A 19,006-nucleotide genomic window follows, 5' to 3' on the forward strand; every position below is an offset into this window, starting at 1 on the left:
CACGGGGCCGTGGGCTGGCCAGTGGGGCGCTGGGCCGGATGCTCGACGAGGCGCGCGCGCTCGGGCGGGACCGGTTGCTGGTCGTCTGCGCAACCGGCAACGTCGCCTCGGCACGGACGATCGAGCGGTGCGGCGGAGTCTTCGAGGGCATCGGGGAGACCCGGTTCGGTCCCACCCGACGCTACCGGATCACGCTGTACGGGTAGGGCCGACGGCCTGCGGCGCGACACGCGGTGCCGGCCGACGGGCGGTGCCCGGCCGGCGACTTTGGGATGCTGTGACGGTCCAGCAGGTGATCCATCCGACTCGAAGGGACCTTTCCGATGGCAAAGGTCATCTCCACGCTTTTCATCTCGGCCGACGGTGTGGCCGAGATCGACCCCGACTGGCACTTCCCGTACTTCGACGACAACATGGGCCGGGCCGTCAGCGAGGACTACGACACCGCCGACGTGTTGCTCATCGGCCGGGAGACCTACGACAGCTTCGCCGGGGCGTGGCCCGGCCGGGAGAGCGCCGGCGGCGACGACGCGCCCTTTGCCAAGCAGCTCGGTGACCTGCGCAAGGTGGTCGTGTCGCGGAAGTCCCGGGAGTTCCCCTGGCGCAACTCCGAGCTGCTCGACGGCGATCTCCTCGAGGTCGTCGCCGCGCTCCGGAACGACACCGGCATCGGTGGCGTCCTCATCCCCGGGTCGATCTCCGTGGTGCAGCAGCTGCTCGCCGCCGGACTGGTCGACGAGCTGCGGCTGCTGGTGCACCCGGTGGCGGCGCGGAAGGGCCGCAAGCTGTTCGACGACGGTGACGCGCCCTACCACCTGCGGGTGACGACGGCGGAGGTGTTCCCGACCGGGGTGATCCGGGTGGTCTACACGCCGGCCGAGGCGCCCGCCACGGTCGGCTACGACGAGGTCAAGGAGCAACTGCCCGCAGGAGAGTAGCCGCGCCCCGCGCGGGCCGCCTCGGCCGTCGTCCCCGCAGGTGGCACACCGCGCCACCGTCGTCGAGTGGTGCCGGTCCGGCCGGTGGTCCGCGCGGCGACGCGGTCGGCGTACCGGCTAGGGGGTTGGTCCGGGCGGTTGCCGGTCCCGCTCGGCGGCGGTGACGCCGCCCCGCGCCCGCAACCAGACGACCAGCTCGGTGGCGCCGCGCCGGACGGCCGCGTCCAGGGCGGTGCGGTGCTCCCACGGCGGTATCCAGTTGAGCCGTGCGCCCCGCTCCCACAGGTACCCGGCGCAGGACTGCCGGCCGCCGTGGCAGGCGCCCCAGAACGCCGCGTCGATCTCGTCCGCCGACGGCGGGACGACGCCGGTGCAGGCCCGCTCCACCCGGTCGAGCAGGCCGAGCGTGGCCGCGTCGGTGAGGGTGGTGCGGGCCCCCCGGACGACGAGCCGGTACGCCGCCCGCCACTGGGCGAAGGCCCGCGCGTCGGCGAGCGGCGTACCGCCGGCGATCACGCCACCGGCCGCCTCGATGTCGGCACCGGCGTCCAGCAGCGCGTCGACGACGTCCACGTCGTCGCAGCTGGCCGCCCAGTGCAGCGGGGTCTCCCGGTGCGGTCCGGCGAACCGGGCGTCGACGTCGCCGCCGGCGGCGACCAGGGTGGCCACGGTGACCGCCCCGTGCGGAAACCGGCCCGGCCAGTCGGTGACGACGTGCAGCAGCGTGCGGGACGTCGCACCGGGCGCCTCGCCGGTGCGGTCGACGAGACGCGCGGTGGCCAGTCCCGGGTGTGCGGTGAGCAGCCGCCGCAGCGTGGTGAGGTCGCCGGTGCGGATCGCCCCGGTCACCGTGACCGCCAGCGGATCGTCGACCGCGAGCAGCAGGAGGTCACCCGTCACCTCCGCGACCCTACCCGCCGCCGGGGAGCAGCCGGTCCAACGGTCGGGGGACGTGGTCCAGATCGAGGGCGTGCACCAGTGCGGCGGCGTACCTCGCCTTACGGCCGCTGGTGGTGCCCAGGAACCGGCGTAGCTGCCGCTCGACGGACCGACCGCGCTGGGCGGGCTGGTTCTGGAAGACCCGGAATCTGGGCAGGTCGCCCTCGGTGGCGAGGACGTCCTCGACACCGGAGGGACCCAGCGCGCGGATCAGCTCGTCCTCCAGGTCGGCGACGCACACCGGGAAGCCGAGCGCCTCCATCGCGGTCCGGCTCAGGTCGACGCCGAGGCCGGCCTGCTCCAGGCCGCGCCGGAACCAGCCCTCCTCGGCCTCGTCACAGAGACCCCGGACGGTCAGGCCGAGACCCGGCGGGCCGAGCAGCCGCAGGAACCGGCCGGCGCTCATCGCGCCCCCGATCGACAGCACGCAGACGCCCTCGCCGGTCAGGTCGCGGCCACGCCGCACGGCCAACGCCTCGACCGCGCTCCGGTCGCTGACCCCCTCGACGAGCACGACCGTGGCCACCCCGTCACCGGCCAGGCGGCGGGCGGTCACCGCCGCCCCCGCGGCGTCCGCGCCGCCGGCCGCCCAGGCGTCGACGGCGGCGCGGAAACGGTCGGGCTCTCGCACAGGTCGAAGTCTCGCAACCACCGTCCCGGGCCGCCACCCGGATTTGCCGGCGGTCGCCCGCCTGGCGGCACACCCCGACCAGGCAGGCGGACCGTGGCACCGGAAAAGGCGGCGGACTGCGCCACCGGGAATGGCGGCGGACTGCGCGACACGGGGAATGGCGGCGGACCAGTGGTGGGCGCGGCCCCCGGCCGCGCAGTTCCCGGAGCACGGCCGGGGACCGGCGGCCCGGGTGATCACCCTGGCGGCCGGCGTTCCGAACCCGATCCGACCTGCGGCGCGGTGAACTGGAGCTGCCACCGGGAGCCGTGCCGGCTGAGCCGTACCACCGCCAGCGGGGCGACGTCCAGTCGGGGCAACGCGGCCATCGGAAGCTGCAACGCGTGCACGATCGCCACCCGGACCACCATCGGATGGGTCACGGCAGCGATCCGGACGCCCGGGGCGAGTTGATCGTCGAGCCAGCCCCCGACCCGGTCGCGCAGCGCGGCGAGGGACTCCCCGCCGTGCGGCGCGGCCTCCGGCGTACCCGACCACTGCCGTAACGCCTCGGGCTCCCGCGCCCCCACGTCCGCCAGGCTCCGCCCGGCCCAGCCGGCGTAGTCGCAGTCGGCCAGCGCGGCCTCGACCGTGGGGCGCAGCCCGATGGCGTACGCGGTCTGCACCGCCGCCGGGGACGGGCTGGTCAGGCAGACGTCCACCCTGCCCAGGGTGGCGTGGCGGCCGGTGCCGACCAGGGCGAGAGCGGCCTGCCGGCCGCCCTCGTCCAGGTCGTCGTCACCCGCGCCGAACACCGCGCGCCGCAGGGCGGCGGTGTGCGCGTGCGCGACCAGCCGCAGGCTGGTCGCGGTCACAGGTGGGCCGGTGTTCCCTGACCGATCGCCGGCTCGCCGGAGCGGTCGTCCGCGTGCCGCGCGCTCTCCGGCCGTCCGCCGCCCCGACTCATCAGGGCGCTGAACAGCAGGCCGATCGCGGCCCACAGCACCACCTGGGTACCGAGGGAGGCCAACCGGAAATTCCACAGCAGGGTCGCCGGGAAGTCGTCCGGAACCTCCTGGAACGACGGCAGGACCACATAGCCGACGACGGTGACCAGGAGGAATCCGCCGATGCCGGCACCGAACCGTTGCCAGACCGGCGCGTCGGCGCGGACCGACCGGTAGCCGAGGGTGCCCGCCCAGACCGCCACCAGGCCGAGCACCACCAGCGCCAGGTAGGCGACGGTGCGTTGATCGATGGTGTCGGGATCGCCGACCGCCGGGGGATTGGCCGGGTACTTCAGGAACGGCACGAGCACCGCGCCGAGCAGGGTGCCGCCGGCGAGCAGCAGCGCCGACCGGCCGTCGTCCGTGGCACGCAGGCGACGGCGCAGCAGGACGTACGCGGTCGCCAACAGACCACCCATCGCGGTCCCGAACAGCCCGGTGGCCAGGAACAGGCCGGCCCGCTGACCGTCCCGACCGACCAGTTCGTCCGCGTGGTGGTCGTCGGCCACCGGACCGGTGTGGGTGGCCGCCTCCTCGATCGCGATGGCCGCCTCGATGCGCGGTTCTCCGACGAGATAGCCGAACGCCCCCGCGAGCAGGCCGGCCACGAGACCGGCGAGCAGACCGCGGAGCAGGACGGTGGCGAACGTGGGTGGGTTGTGGGTGGTGGTCAGTGGCACGGGACACCGAGCAGGTGCCGGCCGTCGTGCATGAGTTCGTGCAGGTACATGCCGCTGCGCGAGACCGCGCCCTGGTCGAAGGCGACCAGGTAGGTGAGCAGGAGGAGTACGCCGACGACGGCCAGAGCCGTCCCCCACACGCGGGCCGACCCGACGGGGTGGACCAACGGCTGGGCGGGAGTGGAACTCGACATGGGACACGAACCTTCCCGGGGATGACGCGTCCCCATCGCAAGGCTGCGGACGACCGAGCGTCCTGGCTCGCGGACCCGTCGATGACGGGACCGCTCACAGTGGCGCGACCGCGCCGGAATCTCACCGGCTTACCTCGCGACGCCGCAGATAGTGGCTCGACCGTAGCGGCGCGACCCCCGACCGGTCAATCGCCGGCCCCGCCGAATGTGAGACACCCGGCGGGGACGGCACGTCATCGACCGGCGGGCACCGGTGAGATGGGGGCGGCGGCGCGACGTCGCCGTCGGGCCGCCGCCCCGACGACGGTGTCGATGGCGAGGAAGGCGAGGAGGGTGAGTCCGAACAGGGGTAGCGCCCAGCCGATCGCCGCGGTGAACGGCACGCCGACGAGCAGGACCCGCCACGGTAGGGCGCGGATGCCGCCCCGGGTCGGCGGGGTGCCGGCGAGGGCGCGCCGGTCGGTGCGGGTGGGGCGGCGTTGCCACCACATGCGGTAGCCCCAGACGATGACGCAGAGCAGTCCGAGAGCCAGCGCGGCGAGCAGGAGCTGGTTGATCGGGCCGAAGAGCACACCCATGTGGGCCTGGATGCCGAGGCCGCTGAGCTTGGCCAGCAGCGGCCAGTCGGCGAAGTCGCTGCGGGCGGTGACCGTGGCCGTGGCGGGGTCGACGGCGACCCGGTCCTTCGCGACCGGCCAGGTGTTGTCGACCTGGGTGACCGTCCAGGCCGAGCCCGGCTCGGCGGGCGGGGCGATCTCGACCGGGCCGGCCAGTCCGGCCGTCCGGGCGGCGGTCAGCACCCGGTCGAAGGCGGCCGACTCGACCACCCCGCCCGCCCCGGACGCACCGTGATGACCACCGCCGTCGGTGTCGGCCGGGCCGTTCGGCGTCGCGGTGAGGGCGGTGGACAACAGCGGGGCGCGGGCGTCGAGGGAGTCGAGGCCGGCGCCGAAGTTCGCTCCGGCGTACCGGGACCAGGTCAACCCGGTCGCGGAGAGGAACAACAGGCCGACGGTGAGCCAGACCCCGAGGGTGGCGTGCCAGCCCCGGGTCCGGCGGACACCCCGGGCGGCGGACAGGTCCGGCACGAGCAGGTGCCGCACGGTGGCCCGGGGGGCCCGGCGGCGTCGCCACCACAGCACGACCCCACCCAGCGCGATGATCCACAGCCAACTCGCGGCCAGCTCCGAGTAGTGCCGGCCGACCACCCCCAGGTGCAGGTTGCGGTGCAGGTCGTCCAGCCAGGTGGTGGCCGGCGTGGAGCCGAACCAGGTGGTCAGCTGCCCCTGCACCCGTGCCGTGTACGGGTCGACGTACACGGTGTGCTGCTTCTCCCCGTACTCCGGGGCCGCGAACACCACCCTCGTGGCCTGGTCGCCCGCTCCTGGCTGCACCGAGGCGACACTGCCCTCGGGGTGGGCGTTGCGGGCCGCCCCGACCTGGTCGGCCACCGGCAGCGGCCGCTCACCCACCTCGGTCACCGTCATCCGGTCGCCGTAGAGCACCCCGTCCACCTGCGGCGCGACCGTGTACGCCAACCCGGTCAGCGCGGCGACCACCAGGAACGGCGCGACCAGCACACCCGCGTAGAAGTGCAGCCGCAGCAGCAACGCGCCGAACGGGGAGCCGCCACGGGCCGGCCGGATGGGCGGGTCGGCGGGTGGCGCGGGTTCCGGCCTCGACGTGCCGGGCAACTCAGTGACAGACATACTCATCCGATCGGAATAGTCGGGATGTACCCGATGGTCGCCCCGTGCCTACGGACGGGTCAGCCCGCGTTCGTGGTGCCGGCGTCGCCCGGTGAGATAGTCGGAGCGGACGCCCCTACGGTTCCCGGGAATGTCCCGACGGGACGCGACGCCGCAGGACCACCGTCGCCGCCGGTGTCGGTGTCGGCAGGGGTTTCCGGCACCGGCGGCGACGGTGCCGGCCGACAGCGACCGGGGTCGACACTGGACGGTCCGTCGTCGTGCCGGCGGACGACCGGCCCTCGGTGGCGCGGCGACCGGCGTCGCGCTGGCCCGCGCTCAGCGGCGCAGCGACCGGCGTCGCCACCAGAGCGCGCCCACCGCCACCGCCAGGGCGACCACCGCGCTACCGGCCACGCCCAGGACGGTGCCCCGGCCGCCGCCGTCGTCCCCGGCCGTGGCGGCGGCCGGGGAAGCCGACACGGTGGTGGGGGCGACGGTCGGCGCGGCGCGGTCGGCGGGGTCGGCCACGGTGAACGGGTACGACCCCTGGACCAGGTGCCCGTCGGCGGACACCACCCGGTACGCGACGGTGTACGTCCCGTTGGGCAGGGTGTCCGTCACCTGGACGGTGCTTTTCGTCCCGTAGACCACCGGATCGCCGGTGGGGACGCGCCGTTTCGTCCCGTCGGTGAGCACGATGGTGGTGAAGGCCGGGTCCAGCCGGGCCAGGAACTCGAGCGTGATCTCGGTGGGCGCGCGGGACAGGGTCGCCTCCCGAGCCGGGGAGGCCGAGCTGAGGCTGTTGTGCGCCCAGGCCGGCGTTGCGGCGACGAGCAGCGCCAGTCCGGCGGCCAGCAGTGCGGCGGCGAGCCGGACGACGGCGGGCCGGACGACGGCGGGCCGGCAGGTCGAGGTGATCATGACGCTCCGCGGGGCCGGCTCATCCGAGCACCTGCTGGCCGATCCAGCCGTCGGATGGGCAGCCGGGCGGGACGGCGAAGACGGCGGAGCCGATCGGGGTGGTCCATTCGTTGAGCAGGTCCCGGTCGGCGAGTCGTCGTTGGATGGGCAGGAACTGGGTGGTGATGTCGGCCTGGTAGGCGGCGAAGATCAGTCCACTGTCGGCGTGCCCCTGCGGGGTGGGTGTGCCGTCGTAGTTGTAGGGACGGCGCAGGATCTTCAGCCGGTCGTCGGTGACGTGCGCCCGGGTGAGGTGGGAGAAGTCCGGGATGACGGTGAGGCCGTCGTCGCCGGTGGCGGCGAAGTCGGGTTCGTCGTGTTCGGCGGTGCCGGTGAGCGGGGCGCCGGTGTCGAGGCGACGGCCGATGGCGAGTTCCCGGTCGGTGCGGCCGAGCAGGTCCCAGGTCTCCAGATTCATGCTGATCCGGCGGACCACCAGGGTGCTGCTGTCCTTGAGCCAGGCCGGGCCGTCGGGCACCCACACGGCGGTGTCCAGCGGGGGGCCGGGGCGGGGGTTGGCGGTGCCGTCGAGTTGACCGAACAGGTTGCGTTGGGTGTGACCGGCGGGCTCGACGCCGGGGCTGCGCCGGAAACCCTGCTGCACCCAACGGACGGTGGCGAAGGGCCGGCTGTCCTTGATCAGCACCCGTTGGGCGTGGGCGACGGTGACCGCGTCGTCGGCGCAGATCTGCACCAGCAGGTCCCCACCGGACCAGGCCGGCTGGAGCCGGTCGACACGGAACGCCGGCAGGTCCACCACCGACGGCGGCCGGCGGTCGTCGACACCGGCGGCCCGGTAGAGGCCGGGGCCGAAACCGAAGGTCACGGTGAGTCGGGCGGGCAGCAACCCGAGTTCCGCCTCGGTGTCGGCCAACGCCGGCCGGCCCTGGGTGAGCCGGGCGGCGTCGTCGCTGAGCAGCCGCAGCAACCGGCCCAGCGCCGCCCGGTCGGTCCCCGGTCGCAGGGTGAACGCGACGAACGCTCCGTGCGCCTGTGGCTCGGTGGTGACCCCGGCCTGCCGGGGACCATGGAACGGCTCCACCAGCGCACCGACGGCCGCCACCGGGCTGGGCGCGGCCACCGCCGGCCGGCCACCGGCCTCCCGGTCACCGGTGGCGGCGGCGACCACCGCCCCACCGGTCACCGCCCCGCCCGCAGCCAACGCCCCGCCGGCGAGCAGACCCCGCCGGCTCACCACCCGGGCGGTCGGGGTCGCGGTCACGACGCCGGACTCGCCGTCGGCTGCCCGCTCATGCTCGGCATGGGCGCGCCGTGGCCGGGGGCGTAGCTCTCCTGCGCCCCGGTGAACGGCTTCGCCACCGCGGTGAACTGCTGGGTCCGACCATCGCCGAAGGTGAGGGTCACGGTGAGGGCGTCACCGGCCTTCACCGGCTGACGCAGATCCATCAGCATCAGGTGGTCACCGCCGGGCTCCAGGACATGGGTGCCCTTCGCCTTTATCACGATGCCCCCCTCCTTCTGCCGCATGACCATCTTTCCGTCCTTCATGGTCATCTCGTGCAGCTCCATCGACGACACCGACGTCGTGGCGCCGGTCAGCGTCACGTCGGCGTCGCTGTCGTTGACCAGGGTCCCGAAGGCCGCCGTCATGCCCTTGTCGGCCGCCTTCATCCATGGGTCACGAATGTCGACCACCCCGGCGACCGCGCTCGCCGGGGCCGAAGCGCTCGACTGCGGAGCTGCGGCCGGATCGGCCGGGCCACAGCCGGCGATGCCGAGCGCCAGCAGCGCTGCGGCGGTGGCGAGGACGACTGACGGGCGTCGATTCGAGCCGAGTGGACCGGTGGGGCGCATGGGTTCTTCCTCCGTTGTGCTGGTGCTCTGTCCCGTTGGTCGGTCACCGGGCCCCGAAAGTTCCGGCCGGTCGGCATCGTCGTTTCGTGGTGGGTCAGGCCGCCGACCGGTCGCGGACCCGCGCCGAACCGGTATGCGGCGGCACCAGGCGCAGCGTCGGCGTGGCGGTGGGCACGTCGTGCACGGTCAGCCGCCACGCGGGACGGTCGCGCTGGCCACGCCCCGCCGGACCGTCCGGTCGCAGCCGGGGTCGGGACAGGGCGACCACGATCAGGTAACCGGTGAGCAGGAAACCGTGACTGACCAGCCGGGCCGGCTCCACCCGACCGGTGACCAGATCGTTGGCCGAGAGCAGCACCAGCGCCCCGACGAAGGCGCTCAGAGTCGGCAGGAGCCCGCTGGTCGGGGTGCGCCGGGTCGCGACGAAGAGGAAACCGGCGCCGACGGCGATGTTCCAGGCCGCGGACTCGTGCCACAGGTGCCCGGACGCCAGCGTGTCGAGCGGGCCGTGGGCGTGGCCGGCCGCCGGGCCCCGCCCGACCTGGGTCAGCCCCAGCACCAGTTGCAGGGCGCCGATGAGGGCCAGCCCGGTGCGCAGGGTGAGCACGACCCGGTCCCGGAGCCGGCGGGGTGCGGGGAGCGCGGCCAGGACGACGTCGGCGAGGTCGGGGCGGGGGTCGGGGCCGGGGACGGCCAGCGTGAGGCGCTGCCGGTCGGGACCGGGGGCGGAGAGGGTCAGGCGGCACCGTCTGGTCACCGTCGCGGCCCGGTCGCACCATTCCCGGCAGCCCGCGCACCCGTCCAGGTGGGCGTCGGCCGCGATCCGCTCGGCGGTGCTCTCCTCGCCGTCCAGCTGCGCCGACAGGATTTCACGCCACTGCTCACACCCCATGTAGCGGTAGTCGTACCGCAGAGCGTCATGGTTCCCGCAAGTTCCCCCGGGCTGCCGTCGCGGCCCAGGTCAGCGGTCAGCCGGCGGCGCTTCCCGGCCTGCGTCGGATCGACCGGGGGTTGCCGTCGACCGCCACCACGAGATCCTCCCGGGCCCGCGCGACCCGGGACCGGATGGTGCCGACCGGGCAGCCGCACACCTCGGCCGCCTCGGCGTAGGACAGGCCGAGGACCTGGGTGGCGACGAACGCCTCCCGCCGGTCGGCGGGCAGGGCCCGCAGCAGGTCGTTGAGGACCACCTCGCCGTCGAAGCCGCTGCCCCGGGGGTCCGGGGTGTCGTGCCACTCGGACAACGGCACCGTACGCGGCCTCGACGTGGCGGCCCGTACGTGGTCGACGGCGGTGCGGCGGGCGATGCCGAGCAGCCAGGTCCGGGCCGACGAACGGGCGGCGAACGACGGCAGCGACCGCATCGCCCGCAGGTAGGTCTCCTGGGTGAGGTCGTCGGCCTCGGCCGGGCTGATCAGGTGGGCGACGAACCGTCGTACGTGCTGCTGGGTCGCCCGGATGAACCGGGCCGCAGCCTCCCGGTCACCCCGACCCGCGGCCAACGCCCACGCGGTGACCTCCGCGTCGTCGTCGCTCACCTGCCCACCTCCGTGTCCGGTTCCGCCGCCCGTCAACGGTCACGACGGGGTGTAGTAGGTCCGGGCGAGCGTACGGCATATCCGGCGTCACCCTCGCCCACTGGTACGGGCGGAAACCGCCAGCGGATCACCGTATCCACGGCGGAGAGCATCCGCCCGGTCTCCGTCGGGTGCGGGGTCCGGAGCCGTGGGTGAGCTTTGAGCACATCGGCCTCATGTTGGGACGCTGTAGCCAAAACTTTTGCCATCTGCGTAAAAAGTTGGTGAACTATTGATCGAAGTCCACTCTTCGTGAGGATGATCCGATGCGCTGTTCCCCTCCAGCCACCGGGCCCACCGGGCGTGCCCTCGCGGCCCTCCTCGCGTTCGTGCTCGCCTCGGCGGTCGTCCTGCTCCCCACCGCCCGCCCGGCGCAGGCGCACGGCACGCTGGCGATGTCCATCCCGGCGGCCAACGCCACGGTGACCGAGGCGCTGACGACGGTGGAGCTCTATTTCACCGAGCAGGTCGCCGCCAACGCCTACTTCACCGTCACCGGGCCCGGTGGTGGTCGGGTCGACAACGGCTGGCGGCAGGGCTCGCCCCGCCCCCTGGACAAGCCGGTACGGGAGTACCTGCTGGTCAACGGGAAGTTCGAGCCGAAGGAGTACAGCACCGGGTTCCCGGCGGTGGTGACGCTGGCCCACCTGCCGGCGGCGGGGCAGTACGCGGTGAGCTACCTGTCGGTGGCCTCCGACGGAGAACCGGTGCGGGGCACCATGAGCTTCCGGTACAGCGGACGGGCGACCGCCGCGCCGCAGGGCTGGCGGCCACCGGTCGACCAGCCGGACCCGGCACTGGTGGCCGCCGCCGAGCAGCACGCCACCTCCGGCCACTCCGGCGGCGCGGCACCGGGCGGGCCGACCGCCTCCGCCGTCCCGCTGGCCCCCTCGACGGCCGCCGCGGCGGCCTCCCCGTCGGCCGCCGCCCCCGGCGACGACGAGGGGGACTCGGGTGGCTGGCCTGGACCGGCGGCGCGGTGCTGGTGGTGGCGGCGGTCGGCTTCGCGGCCTGGCGTCGTCGCCCCGTCCCGGCCGCCCGGCCCGTCGGTCGGCCCGCCGGCCGCGCCGGTGGCCGGCCGCGCGGCCAGGGGGCGGTCGCCCGGTCCGGCACCGGTGCCCGGGTCGGACGGTCGAAGTCGGCGGGCGGTCGCCAGGGGGTGACCCGTCCCGCCGCCGCCCCGCGTGCGGTGGTCACCGAACGGGTGGGGGCACCCGTCGTGACCGAGGCCGCACCCACCACGACCGGGACGACAGCCACCACGACCGGGACGACAGCCACCACGACCGGGACGACAGCCGCTGTGGCCGAGATCGCGCCGGCCCGGGGGTCGCGGCTGGGCAACACGGGTCTCGCACTGCTCGTCGGAGGGCTGGTGGTGGCCCTGCTGGCGGGGTTCGGGCTCGGTCGGCTCGGCTCCGGCACCCGGCCCGTCGACCGCACCGCCGCAGCGCCGCCGGTCACCGGGGCGGCGGTGTCGGCGGGGGACGGGCATCAGCACGGGCCCGGCACCGGAGCGCACACCCATCCCGGTGACGGCGCGGCGCAGGTGACCGGGTTGTCGGTGAACGCCGGCGGTTACACCGTGCAGCCGGAGGCCAGGACCCAGCCGGCGGGCGTACGGGCGGACTACCGGTTCCGGATCGTGGGCACCGACGGGCAGCCGGCGACCCGCTTCGCCGTCGTCCACGACAAGCAACTGCACCTGGTCGTGGTGGGTCGCGACCTGAGCGGCTACCAGCACCTGCATCCCACCATGGCGGCGGACGGCACCTGGACCGTCCCACTGACACTGGCCCGGCCGGGCGGCTACCGCATCTATGCCGACTTCTCGGTAACCGCCGCCGACGGCAGCACGGTGCCGCTGGTCCTGGGCGTCGACCACCAGGTGCCCGGCGCGCACACCCCGGTCCCGCTGCCGCCGGCCGCACCCCGGTCCACGGCCGGGCCGTTCACGGTGACGATGACCGGTACGCCGACGGTGGGCGTGACGGTGCCACTGTCGTTCCGGCCCGACGGCGTCGAGCCGGCCCGGCTGGAGCGCTACCTGGGGGCGTACGGGCACCTGGTCGTGGTGCGGGAGGGCGACCTGGGCTACGTGCACGTGCACCCGGAGCAGGAGTTGGTGGACGGGACGGTCCGGTTCTGGCTGACCGCCCCGAGCACGGGCCGTTACCGCGCGTTCTTCGACTTCCAGGTCGACGGGAAGGTGCACACCGCGCAGTACACCCTCGACCTGTGACCTGTGACCTGGGTGCCGGTCCCGGCGACCCGTACCCGGCGATCCCGGGGGGACCCGTGTCCCCCCGGCGGGCCCGCGTGCACCGGGGCCGCGCCGGGCGGGCTGGCGGAGGCGGGCCGGCGGGATGAACCAGCAGGGTCGGCAGGGTGAATCGGTGGGCCCGTACCCGGGGTGTCGGTGGGAGCGGCCATGATGGGCCGGTGAAGATCCTGTCCATCCAGTCCTCGGTCGCCTACGGCCACGTCGGCAACTCGGCGGCCGTGTTCCCCCTGCAGCGCCTCGGACACGAGGTCTGGCCGGTGCTCACCGTGCACTTCTCCAACCACACCGGGTACGGCGCGTGGCGTGGGCCGTTGCTGGCCCCGGCCGACGTGGCGGAGGTGATCGAGGGCATCGCCGACCGTGGGGTGCTCGGCACGGCCGACGCGGTGCTGTCGGGCTACCAGGGGGACCCGGCGATGGGCGCGGTGATCCTCGACGCGGTGGACCGGATCAGGGCGGCCAACCCGGACGTGGTGTACTGCTGCGACCCGGTGATGGGCGACACCGGTCGGGGGATGTTCGTCCGGCCCGGTATCCCGGAGTACCTGCGGGACGTGGTGGTCCCGCGCGCCGACATCATCACCCCGAACCACTTCGAGCTGGACTTCCTCGCCGGCCGGACGACCACCACGCTGACCGAGGTGCTGGACGCCGTCGACGTGGTACGCGCGACCGGGCCCCACGACGTCCTGGTCACCAGCGTGCTGCACGGCGACGTGCCGGACGGCTCGCTGGAGGTGGTGGCCGTCTCGGACGAGGGTGCCTGGGCGGTGACCACGCCCCTGCTGCCGATCAGCCCCAACGGCGGTGGTGACGTCACCGCCGCGCTCTACCTCGCCCACCTGCGCACCACGGGCTCACCCGCGACGGCGCTGGAGCGGACCATCGCCTCGGTCTTCACCGTGCTGGAGCGGACCCTCGCGGCGGGCACCCGGGAGATCCAGTTGATCGCCGCCCAGGACGCCATCGCCGACCCGCCGGCCCGGTTCACCGCCCGCAAGCTGCGCTGACGGGCCGGCCGGGGCGGGAGGCACCCAGTCGGCCGCCGGTCGTGGCGGGTGCAGGTCCTGCCACGACAACGCCCGACGCCGGGCGCGGCGACCTGGCCGTCATCCTGGCCGGCAGGGCCGGCCCGCGCCGTCGCGGTGACCACCGCGCGGGCCGGTGTGTCCTCACCGGCCGGCGGTGACCGGCGTGCCGTCGCGCCCACCGGCCGGCAGGGCGCGGGCGAGCCGGCGGACGGCCTCGTCCATCAGGTCGGGCGGGGCGGACGCGTAGCTCAGGCGCAGGTGCGGGGCCGGGGGTTCGGCGGGGTACCAGGGGCGGCCGGGGAAGACGATGACGCCGGCGGCGGCTGCGGCGGCGGCCACCGCAACGTCGTCGGTCCCGTCCGGCAGGCGGATCCAGAGGTGCAGGCCGCCGCGCGGGACCGGCGGCCCGTCGAGCGCGGGCAGGTGCCGGCGCAGTGCGGTCAGCAGGGCCTCACGGCGGGCGCGCAGCGCGGTACGCAGGGCACGTCGGTGCCGCTCCCAGGCGGGTGCGGTGACGAACTCCATGGTGGCCTGTTGCAGCGGCCCGGCGACGAAGAAGTCGTCGAGCAGCCGGGCCGCCCGCAGCCGGTGACCGGCCGGGCCACGGGCGCCGATCGCGGCCACCCGCAGCCCCGGGGCGGCGGATTTGGTCAGCGAACGCAGATAGACGACGTGTCCGTCGGGATCGTCGGCGGCCAACGGCGGTGGGGCCGGCCCGTCGATGGTGAGGTCACGGGCGTAGTCGTCCTCGATCAGGAACGCCCCGGCATCGCGTACCACCTCGGCCACCCGGGCCCGGCGGTGGGCCGCGAGCGTCGCGCCGTGCGGGTTGGCGTACAACGGCTGGCAGTAGAACAACCGCGCGCCGGTCCGGGCGAACGCGCCGGCGAGCTGGTCGGGGCGTACCCCGTCGGGGTCGGCGGGCACCGGGGCCACCCGCAGCCCGGCGGCCCGGGCGGCGGCCAACGCGCCCAGGTAGGTCGGCGACTCCACGAGCAGCGTGTCGCCGGGCGCGGCGAGGGCCCGCAGCGTGGACGACAGGGCGGCCTGCCCACCCGAGCAGATCACCATGTCCTCCGCGCGCAGCCCGCCCCCGGCCTCCCGGGCGAACCAGGCGCGCAGGTCCGCCCGCCCGTGCGCCGGGCCGCGCTGCCAGGAGGCGGGCTGCCGGGCGGCGCGGGTGAGCGCGGCGCCGAGCGCGGCGGCGGGCTGGAGGTCGGCGTCCAGGTAGCCACCGGAGAGCGCGATCGCTCCGGCGGGCGGCAGCGCCAGCAGCGCCTGCATCTCGTCCTCGCCGGGCTGTCCGGGGCCGAGCGCCACGGTCTGCCAGGACAGGTCGGCGAGGTGTCGCTGCCGGGGCGGGGCGGCCACGAAGGTGCCCCGACCGGCGCGCGCCTCGATCAGGCCCTCGGCGACGAGGTGCCGGACGGCTGCGGCGACGGTGACCGGGGAGGCGTGGTGCCGGGCGGTCAGCTCCCGCACCGACGGCAGGCGCGCACCCGGATCGGCGGCGGCCACCAACCGGCGCAGATCTTGGATAACACGATCAGCTGCGTTACCGTCATCCATGAGAGACCACAGTAGCGCTACCGCACCGACAGCGGTAACAGCCAACCGGTTGACCGGCCTCGCCCTCGGCGCGCTGGGCGTGCTCGCCTTCAGCATGTCGCTACCGGCCACCCGGGTCGCGGTGCAGCAGCTCGACCCGTGGTTCGTCGCCTTCGGCCGGGCCGTCGGCGCAGGGCTGCTGGCCTGGGTATGCCTACGGTTCACCGGCGCACCACGGCCCACCCGCGCCCAACGCCGGCGACTGGCGGTCGTCGCCCTCGGCGTGGTGGTCGGCTTCCCGCTGTTCACCTCGCTGGCGCTGATCGACCGGACCGCCGCGCACGGGGCCGTCGTGATCACCGCGCTGCCCGCCGTGACGGCCGTGTTCGCGGTACTGCGCAGCGGCGAACGCCCGCCGCCGCTGTTCTGGTTCGCCAGCGGCGGCGGACTGCTGGCGGTGCTGTTCTTCCTCGGAGTCGGCGGCGCGGTGCGCGGCGCGCTGGCCCCGTCGGACCTGTTCCTGCTCGTCGCGGTCCTGCTCTGCGGCCTGGGGTACGCCGAGGGCGGCGCGCTCGCCCGCGAGCTGGGCGGCGCCCGGACGATCTGCTGGGCGCTGCGCTACGCGTTGCCGGTCACCGGTGCGGCCACCCTCGTCGCCGCCGTGGCCCACCCGCCGCAGGCGGACGCCTCAGCCTGGTCGGCGTTCGGCTACCTGACCGTGGTCTCCATGTTCCTGGGCTTCTTCGCCTGGTACGCGGGCCTGGCCCGAGGCGGGGTCGCCCGGGTCGGCCAACTCCAGCTCGCCCAGCCGGTGCTCACCCTGCTCTGGTCGGCGCTGCTGCTCGGCGAGCGCGTCCCGGCGGCCTCACTCGGCGCCGCCCTGCTGGTGCTGGTGAGCGTCGTGCTGATCCAGCGCACCCGCGACCGGACCCCGGCGTCGACCCCGCCCCCGGCCCGTGACCCCGTCCACGGGTAGCCCCGGTCAGGGTTCCGGTCGGTCGCCACCAGATCGTTGCGTGCCGGCGGGAACCGCGGGCCCGGCCCCTGCGGGGGGTTCCCGTGGCGCTGGCTGTTCCGGCTCTCCCGGCCGTTCTCCTTCCCACGGCCGTTCCTGTCCCGGTGGTCGCGGTGGCTCCGGTGATCGCGGTGGCGAGATCCAGGTGACCAGGACCACTGAAATGATCATGAGGAGGAACCACGAGGCGAGCTTCGTCGGCGACACCGGGTCCCAACCGGCCACCTGGCCCGGGTAGAGCCAGGCCTGTGACCAGGTGGCGATGTTCTCCGCCAGCCAGATGAAGAAGGCGACCAGGAGGAAGGCCAACAGCAGCGGCATCCGCAGCCGGAACCGGAAGACCCGGAAGTGCATCACGCAGCGGCCGAACACCATCGCGACGACGGCGATGAGCGGCCACCTGACGTCCGGAAGGTAGTGGTTGGTGAAGAAGTTGGCATAGATCGCGACCGCCACCAGGGCCGTCACCCCACGCCGGGGATAGCGGGCGAAACGCAGGTCGAACAGTCGGTTGACCCGTACCAGGTAGGAGCCGACCGCGGCGTACATGAAGCCACTGAACAGCGGCACCGCGCCCAGCCGGAGCATGCCGTCCGGGGCGTAGGACCATGAGCCGACGTGCGTCTTGAACAACTCCATGGCCGTCCCGACCAGGTGGAACAGGAGCACCACCCGCAGTTCCCGCAGGGTTTCCAGGCGTCCGGCCAGCATGGCCACCTGGATGGCGACCGCGGCGGCGGTCAGCAGGTCGTTGCGGGCGAGGGCGGCGTCCTGCGGATACCAGAGCCGGGCCGCCAGGATGACGGCCAGCATCGCCCCTCCGAACACACACGCCCAGGCCTGTTTGAGCCCGAAGACCAGGAACTCCACCAGCCAGCCGGCCGGTCCACGTCGGGGCAGCCGGGCCAGGACCGCGCGGAAGCGGGCATCGACCGCACGTTCCGTCGTGGTCAGACCGGCCGGTCCGGGCGCAGGAGGCATCGGTGGCGACGCTACCGGGTCCCGGCCGGGCGGGCGCCGACGGTCAGGGGGACGTCGAGAGCGCGGCGACGAGACCGAAGCCACCGCAGCAGAGCACCCCCAGCACGACCAGCGTGACCAGCAGGATGCTGTAGTTCGACCACATGCCGAACTTCGTCACGTCGGTGCCCTGCCCGTCGTGGACCCGGTTGCGCCAGCCACCGAAGCGGAACGACAACGGGTACACCACCCCGGGCTGGGTGACCAGCGCGGTGGTGATGACGGGGATGCCCATGAAGTCGGTGTAGCGCACATCGTGCGGCCCGGCCGGCACGGCCACGTACCAGGTGCCCTCGCCGGGGATCGCCACCAACCGACCGTCGACCTTGAACCGGCTGGTGGACGGGGCGGGCACCAGGTAGGGCCCCCGATTGACCGAGACGGTCAGCACCGCGTGCCCCGGGGGCGGCGGGATCGGGTGGGGGTAGGCGATCATCGGTGTGACGCCGCCGGGCGCGGCCGGGTACGAGGGCTGAGGGGGATACGACACCGCCACATCCTGGCATGGCCCCCGGACACGGTCCGCGCGGGCGACGTACGACCGACGGGGGTGGGACGCCACCGCTGGACCACCCCGTCGCGCAGGCCGATTCCGCTCGGGTCGAACCGTCGGCACCCCGGTTCGTATGAGGGGGTCGGGACAGGAGGATGTCGGTGGGATCGAGGGTGTGGAGAGCGATGGTGGGGATGCGGCGAGCCTAGTCGCGGTGCTGCTGGCCTGCGGCACGGTGCTGCTGGTCGGGATCGCGCCGGTGGTTGCGGCGGGGCCGGCGCGTGCGGTGCCCGCCGAGACCGGCCGGTACAACGTGGTGGGGCCACCCGTCGATGGGCAGCGGGAGCACCTCTCCGTCATCGCGCTGCGTACCCTCGGTAACGGCAACCGTGCCGCACTGCCGGCGGTCCTGCCCCTGGTGCTGGGACACCGGGGACCCTGGCGGTTGCACGTCGACCTGGGCCAGGAGCCTCTGCCGCAACCCGTCGGCACCGGTGTGCCGCTGCGTCATCGAGGTGATGCGGCGGCACACCGGGCCGCAGGCGTACCGGCGGTGGGCGCACCCGGGCGACGCCCTGCCGGGCAGGCGGACCGGACGGTCAGGTCTGCCTGCCCGGCAGGGTGAACCGCCAGCGGTGGGACCTCAGCACGGGCGCGACGCGGTCGACCGCGTCGACGGTCTGGCTGCGGTCCCCGCCGCCGTCGTGCAGCAGCACCACCGCGCCGGGGGTGACCCCGTCGAGCAGTCGACGGACGAGCTCGTCGGTGCCCGGCGGCTCCCAGTCCCCGACGGCCAGCCGCCAGCCGAGCGGCTGCATGCCCAGCGCGGCGGACACGGCGGGACTCGCCCCCCAGGCCCCGTAGGGCGCGCGGAAGTACCGGATCCGAGCCGCTGGTACGGCCCGCCGGATGGCCTCGTTGGTCGCCCGCAGATCCGCCTCGATCCGGTCGGGTGACCAGGAGGTCATGTCGTCGTGGTGCATGCTGTGGTTGCCCAGGTGGTGGCCGTCGGCCACGATTTTTCGTACCACCTCGGGGTGTGCGCTGACGTGGTCGCCCCAGAGGAAGAACACGGCGGCGATCCGGTGCCGGCGTAGGACGGTGAGCAGCCGCAGCGTGTCGGTGGGATTGGGGCCGTCGTCGAAGGTGAAGCTGACCGTCCGTCCGCCGCCCCGGGCCGTGTCGACGATGTCGGCGCTCACCG

The 19,006-nt window shown here is 74.3% G+C and carries 22 protein-coding genes and 1 riboswitch; of the genes, 7 read left to right on the forward strand and 15 right to left on the reverse strand.

All coding sequences use genetic code 11. The annotated features are described in order from the left end of the window. Positions 1-38 precede the first annotated feature (38 nt). Together ACQP1S_RS14380 and ACQP1S_RS14385 are read left to right on the forward strand one after the other, a co-directional pair. Complete coding sequence (locus ACQP1S_RS14380; RefSeq protein ID WP_432906993.1) at positions 39-206, forward strand: hypothetical protein; 168 nt, start codon at positions 39-41, stop codon at positions 204-206. A 117-nt stretch (positions 207-323) separates the two neighbouring features. Beyond that, positions 324-938 (forward strand): dihydrofolate reductase family protein, encoded by a 615-nt coding sequence (locus ACQP1S_RS14385; protein WP_432906994.1) that lies wholly within the window; start codon positions 324-326, stop codon positions 936-938. Positions 939-1,055: 117 nt separating this feature from the next. Here ACQP1S_RS14385 and ACQP1S_RS14390 read toward each other — a convergent pair whose 3' ends face one another. The 11 genes from ACQP1S_RS14390 to ACQP1S_RS14440 all read right to left on the reverse strand — a co-directional run bounded on the left by ACQP1S_RS14390 (position 1,056) and on the right by ACQP1S_RS14440 (position 10,372). After that, positions 1,056-1,838, reverse strand: coding sequence for an ankyrin repeat domain-containing protein (locus ACQP1S_RS14390; protein WP_432906996.1), 783 nt, complete (start codon positions 1,836-1,838; stop codon positions 1,056-1,058). A gap of 10 nt (positions 1,839-1,848) precedes the next feature. Further along, positions 1,849-2,508 carry a TOPRIM nucleotidyl transferase/hydrolase domain-containing protein gene (locus tag ACQP1S_RS14395; protein WP_432906998.1) on the reverse strand — a complete coding sequence of 220 codons (660 nt, stop codon included), beginning with the start codon at positions 2,506-2,508 and terminating at the stop codon, positions 1,849-1,851. A 236-nt stretch (positions 2,509-2,744) separates the two neighbouring features. Further along, entirely contained in the window at positions 2,745-3,362 is a 618-nt protein-coding gene (locus tag ACQP1S_RS14400; RefSeq protein WP_432907000.1) for a histidine phosphatase family protein, read from the reverse strand. After that, complete coding sequence (locus tag ACQP1S_RS14405; RefSeq protein ID WP_432907002.1) at positions 3,359-4,174, reverse strand: CbtA family protein; 816 nt, start codon at positions 4,172-4,174, stop codon at positions 3,359-3,361. Before ACQP1S_RS14405 ends, ACQP1S_RS14400 begins: the two co-directional genes overlap by 4 nt. Then, positions 4,165-4,368, reverse strand: a complete 204-nt coding sequence (locus tag ACQP1S_RS14410; RefSeq protein ID WP_218108131.1) for a CbtB domain-containing protein — start codon at positions 4,366-4,368, stop codon at positions 4,165-4,167. The genes ACQP1S_RS14405 and ACQP1S_RS14410 overlap by 10 nt, the downstream gene beginning before the upstream one ends. A 60-nt stretch (positions 4,369-4,428) precedes the next feature. After that, a riboswitch (cobalamin riboswitch) is annotated at positions 4,429-4,497 on the reverse strand. 104 nt (positions 4,498-4,601) lie between these two features. After that, a complete protein-coding gene (locus ACQP1S_RS14415; protein WP_432907004.1) occupies positions 4,602-6,083 on the reverse strand; it encodes a PepSY-associated TM helix domain-containing protein in 1,482 nt (493 codons plus the stop codon). Positions 6,084-6,395: 312 nt separating this feature from the next. Next, on the reverse strand, positions 6,396-6,980 hold the full coding sequence (locus ACQP1S_RS14420) for a copper resistance CopC family protein (RefSeq protein ID WP_432907006.1): 585 nt from the start codon (positions 6,978-6,980) through the stop codon (positions 6,396-6,398). Between the two features lie 19 nt (positions 6,981-6,999). Further along, on the reverse strand, positions 7,000-8,214 hold the full coding sequence (locus ACQP1S_RS14425; RefSeq protein WP_432908029.1) for a Dyp-type peroxidase: 1,215 nt from the start codon (positions 8,212-8,214) through the stop codon (positions 7,000-7,002). A 23-nt stretch (positions 8,215-8,237) separates the two neighbouring features. Then, a complete protein-coding gene (locus tag ACQP1S_RS14430; protein WP_432907008.1) occupies positions 8,238-8,834 on the reverse strand; it encodes a copper chaperone PCu(A)C in 597 nt (198 codons plus the stop codon). A 94-nt stretch (positions 8,835-8,928) separates the two neighbouring features. After that, entirely contained in the window at positions 8,929-9,726 is a 798-nt protein-coding gene (locus ACQP1S_RS14435; RefSeq protein WP_432907010.1) for a zf-HC2 domain-containing protein, read from the reverse strand. A 76-nt stretch (positions 9,727-9,802) separates the two neighbouring features. Beyond that, complete coding sequence (locus ACQP1S_RS14440; protein ID WP_357890504.1) at positions 9,803-10,372, reverse strand: sigma-70 family RNA polymerase sigma factor; 570 nt, start codon at positions 10,370-10,372, stop codon at positions 9,803-9,805. Positions 10,373-10,677: 305 nt separating this feature from the next. On the opposite strand from ACQP1S_RS14440, the gene ACQP1S_RS14445 reads away from it, so the two are divergent. From ACQP1S_RS14445 to pdxY, 3 genes are all read left to right on the forward strand, one after another. Then, positions 10,678-11,574, forward strand: a complete 897-nt coding sequence (locus tag ACQP1S_RS14445) for a copper resistance protein CopC (protein ID WP_432907013.1) — start codon at positions 10,678-10,680, stop codon at positions 11,572-11,574. Next, the gene (locus tag ACQP1S_RS14450; protein WP_432907015.1) at positions 11,571-12,653 is read left to right on the forward strand and encodes a hypothetical protein; all 1,083 of its coding nucleotides are present in this window, start codon (positions 11,571-11,573) and stop codon (positions 12,651-12,653) included. Before ACQP1S_RS14445 ends, ACQP1S_RS14450 begins: the two co-directional genes overlap by 4 nt. A gap of 200 nt (positions 12,654-12,853) precedes the next feature. Beyond that, positions 12,854-13,705 carry a pyridoxal kinase PdxY gene (pdxY, locus tag ACQP1S_RS14455; RefSeq protein ID WP_432907017.1) on the forward strand — a complete coding sequence of 284 codons (852 nt, stop codon included), beginning with the start codon at positions 12,854-12,856 and terminating at the stop codon, positions 13,703-13,705. A gap of 162 nt (positions 13,706-13,867) precedes the next feature. On the opposite strand, the gene ACQP1S_RS14460 is transcribed toward pdxY, so the two are convergent. Continuing rightward, on the reverse strand, positions 13,868-15,295 hold the full coding sequence (locus ACQP1S_RS14460; RefSeq protein WP_432907019.1) for a PLP-dependent aminotransferase family protein: 1,428 nt from the start codon (positions 15,293-15,295) through the stop codon (positions 13,868-13,870). A 49-nt stretch (positions 15,296-15,344) separates the two neighbouring features. Here ACQP1S_RS14460 and ACQP1S_RS14465 point away from each other — a divergent pair, with 49 nt between their 5' ends. Beyond that, positions 15,345-16,250, forward strand: coding sequence for a DMT family transporter (locus ACQP1S_RS14465; RefSeq protein ID WP_432907021.1), 906 nt, complete (start codon positions 15,345-15,347; stop codon positions 16,248-16,250). Positions 16,251-16,256: 6 nt separating this feature from the next. Here ACQP1S_RS14465 and ACQP1S_RS14470 read toward each other — a convergent pair whose 3' ends face one another. Both ACQP1S_RS14470 and ACQP1S_RS14475 read right to left on the reverse strand, forming a co-directional pair. Then, positions 16,257-17,270, reverse strand: coding sequence for a DUF817 domain-containing protein (locus ACQP1S_RS14470; RefSeq protein ID WP_432907023.1), 1,014 nt, complete (start codon positions 17,268-17,270; stop codon positions 16,257-16,259). 43 nt (positions 17,271-17,313) lie between these two features. Continuing rightward, positions 17,314-17,799 carry a hypothetical protein gene (locus ACQP1S_RS14475; protein ID WP_357890489.1) on the reverse strand — a complete coding sequence of 162 codons (486 nt, stop codon included), beginning with the start codon at positions 17,797-17,799 and terminating at the stop codon, positions 17,314-17,316. Positions 17,800-17,935: 136 nt separating this feature from the next. Here ACQP1S_RS14475 and ACQP1S_RS14480 point away from each other — a divergent pair, with 136 nt between their 5' ends. Further along, positions 17,936-18,427, forward strand: coding sequence for a hypothetical protein (locus ACQP1S_RS14480; RefSeq protein ID WP_432907025.1), 492 nt, complete (start codon positions 17,936-17,938; stop codon positions 18,425-18,427). Here the strand turns inward: ACQP1S_RS14480 and ACQP1S_RS14485 are convergent. Continuing rightward, positions 18,402-19,004, reverse strand: coding sequence for a polysaccharide deacetylase family protein (locus ACQP1S_RS14485; RefSeq protein WP_432907027.1), 603 nt, complete (start codon positions 19,002-19,004; stop codon positions 18,402-18,404). The genes ACQP1S_RS14480 and ACQP1S_RS14485 overlap by 26 nt on opposite strands. Positions 19,005-19,006: the final 2 nt, after the last annotated feature.

Source organism: Micromonospora matsumotoense (genome assembly GCF_050951065.1).
Classification (GTDB): Bacteria; Actinomycetota; Actinomycetes; order Mycobacteriales; family Micromonosporaceae; genus Micromonospora; species Micromonospora matsumotoensis.

Bases quoted from the DNA above. Each gene is read 5' to 3' on its own strand.
- ACQP1S_RS14380 (WP_432906993.1), top strand. From the start codon at position 39: ATGCTCGACGAGGCGCGCGCGCTCGGGCGGGACCGGTTGCTGGTCGTC.
- ACQP1S_RS14385 (WP_432906994.1), top strand. From the start codon at position 324: ATGGCAAAGGTCATCTCCACGCTTTTCATCTCGGCCGACGGTGTGGCC.
- ACQP1S_RS14410 (WP_218108131.1), bottom strand. From the start codon at position 4,368: ATGTCGAGTTCCACTCCCGCCCAGCCGTTGGTCCACCCCGTCGGGTCG.
- ACQP1S_RS14415 (WP_432907004.1), bottom strand. From the start codon at position 6,083: ATGAGTATGTCTGTCACTGAGTTGCCCGGCACGTCGAGGCCGGAACCC.
- ACQP1S_RS14420 (WP_432907006.1), bottom strand. From the start codon at position 6,980: ATGATCACCTCGACCTGCCGGCCCGCCGTCGTCCGGCCCGCCGTCGTC.
- ACQP1S_RS14430 (WP_432907008.1), bottom strand. From the start codon at position 8,834: ATGCGCCCCACCGGTCCACTCGGCTCGAATCGACGCCCGTCAGTCGTC.
- ACQP1S_RS14435 (WP_432907010.1), bottom strand. From the start codon at position 9,726: ATGGGGTGTGAGCAGTGGCGTGAAATCCTGTCGGCGCAGCTGGACGGC.
- ACQP1S_RS14445 (WP_432907013.1), top strand. From the start codon at position 10,678: ATGCGCTGTTCCCCTCCAGCCACCGGGCCCACCGGGCGTGCCCTCGCG.
- ACQP1S_RS14460 (WP_432907019.1), bottom strand. From the start codon at position 15,295: ATGGATGACGGTAACGCAGCTGATCGTGTTATCCAAGATCTGCGCCGG.
- ACQP1S_RS14470 (WP_432907023.1), bottom strand. From the start codon at position 17,270: ATGCCTCCTGCGCCCGGACCGGCCGGTCTGACCACGACGGAACGTGCG.
- ACQP1S_RS14480 (WP_432907025.1), top strand. From the start codon at position 17,936: ATGAGGGGGTCGGGACAGGAGGATGTCGGTGGGATCGAGGGTGTGGAG.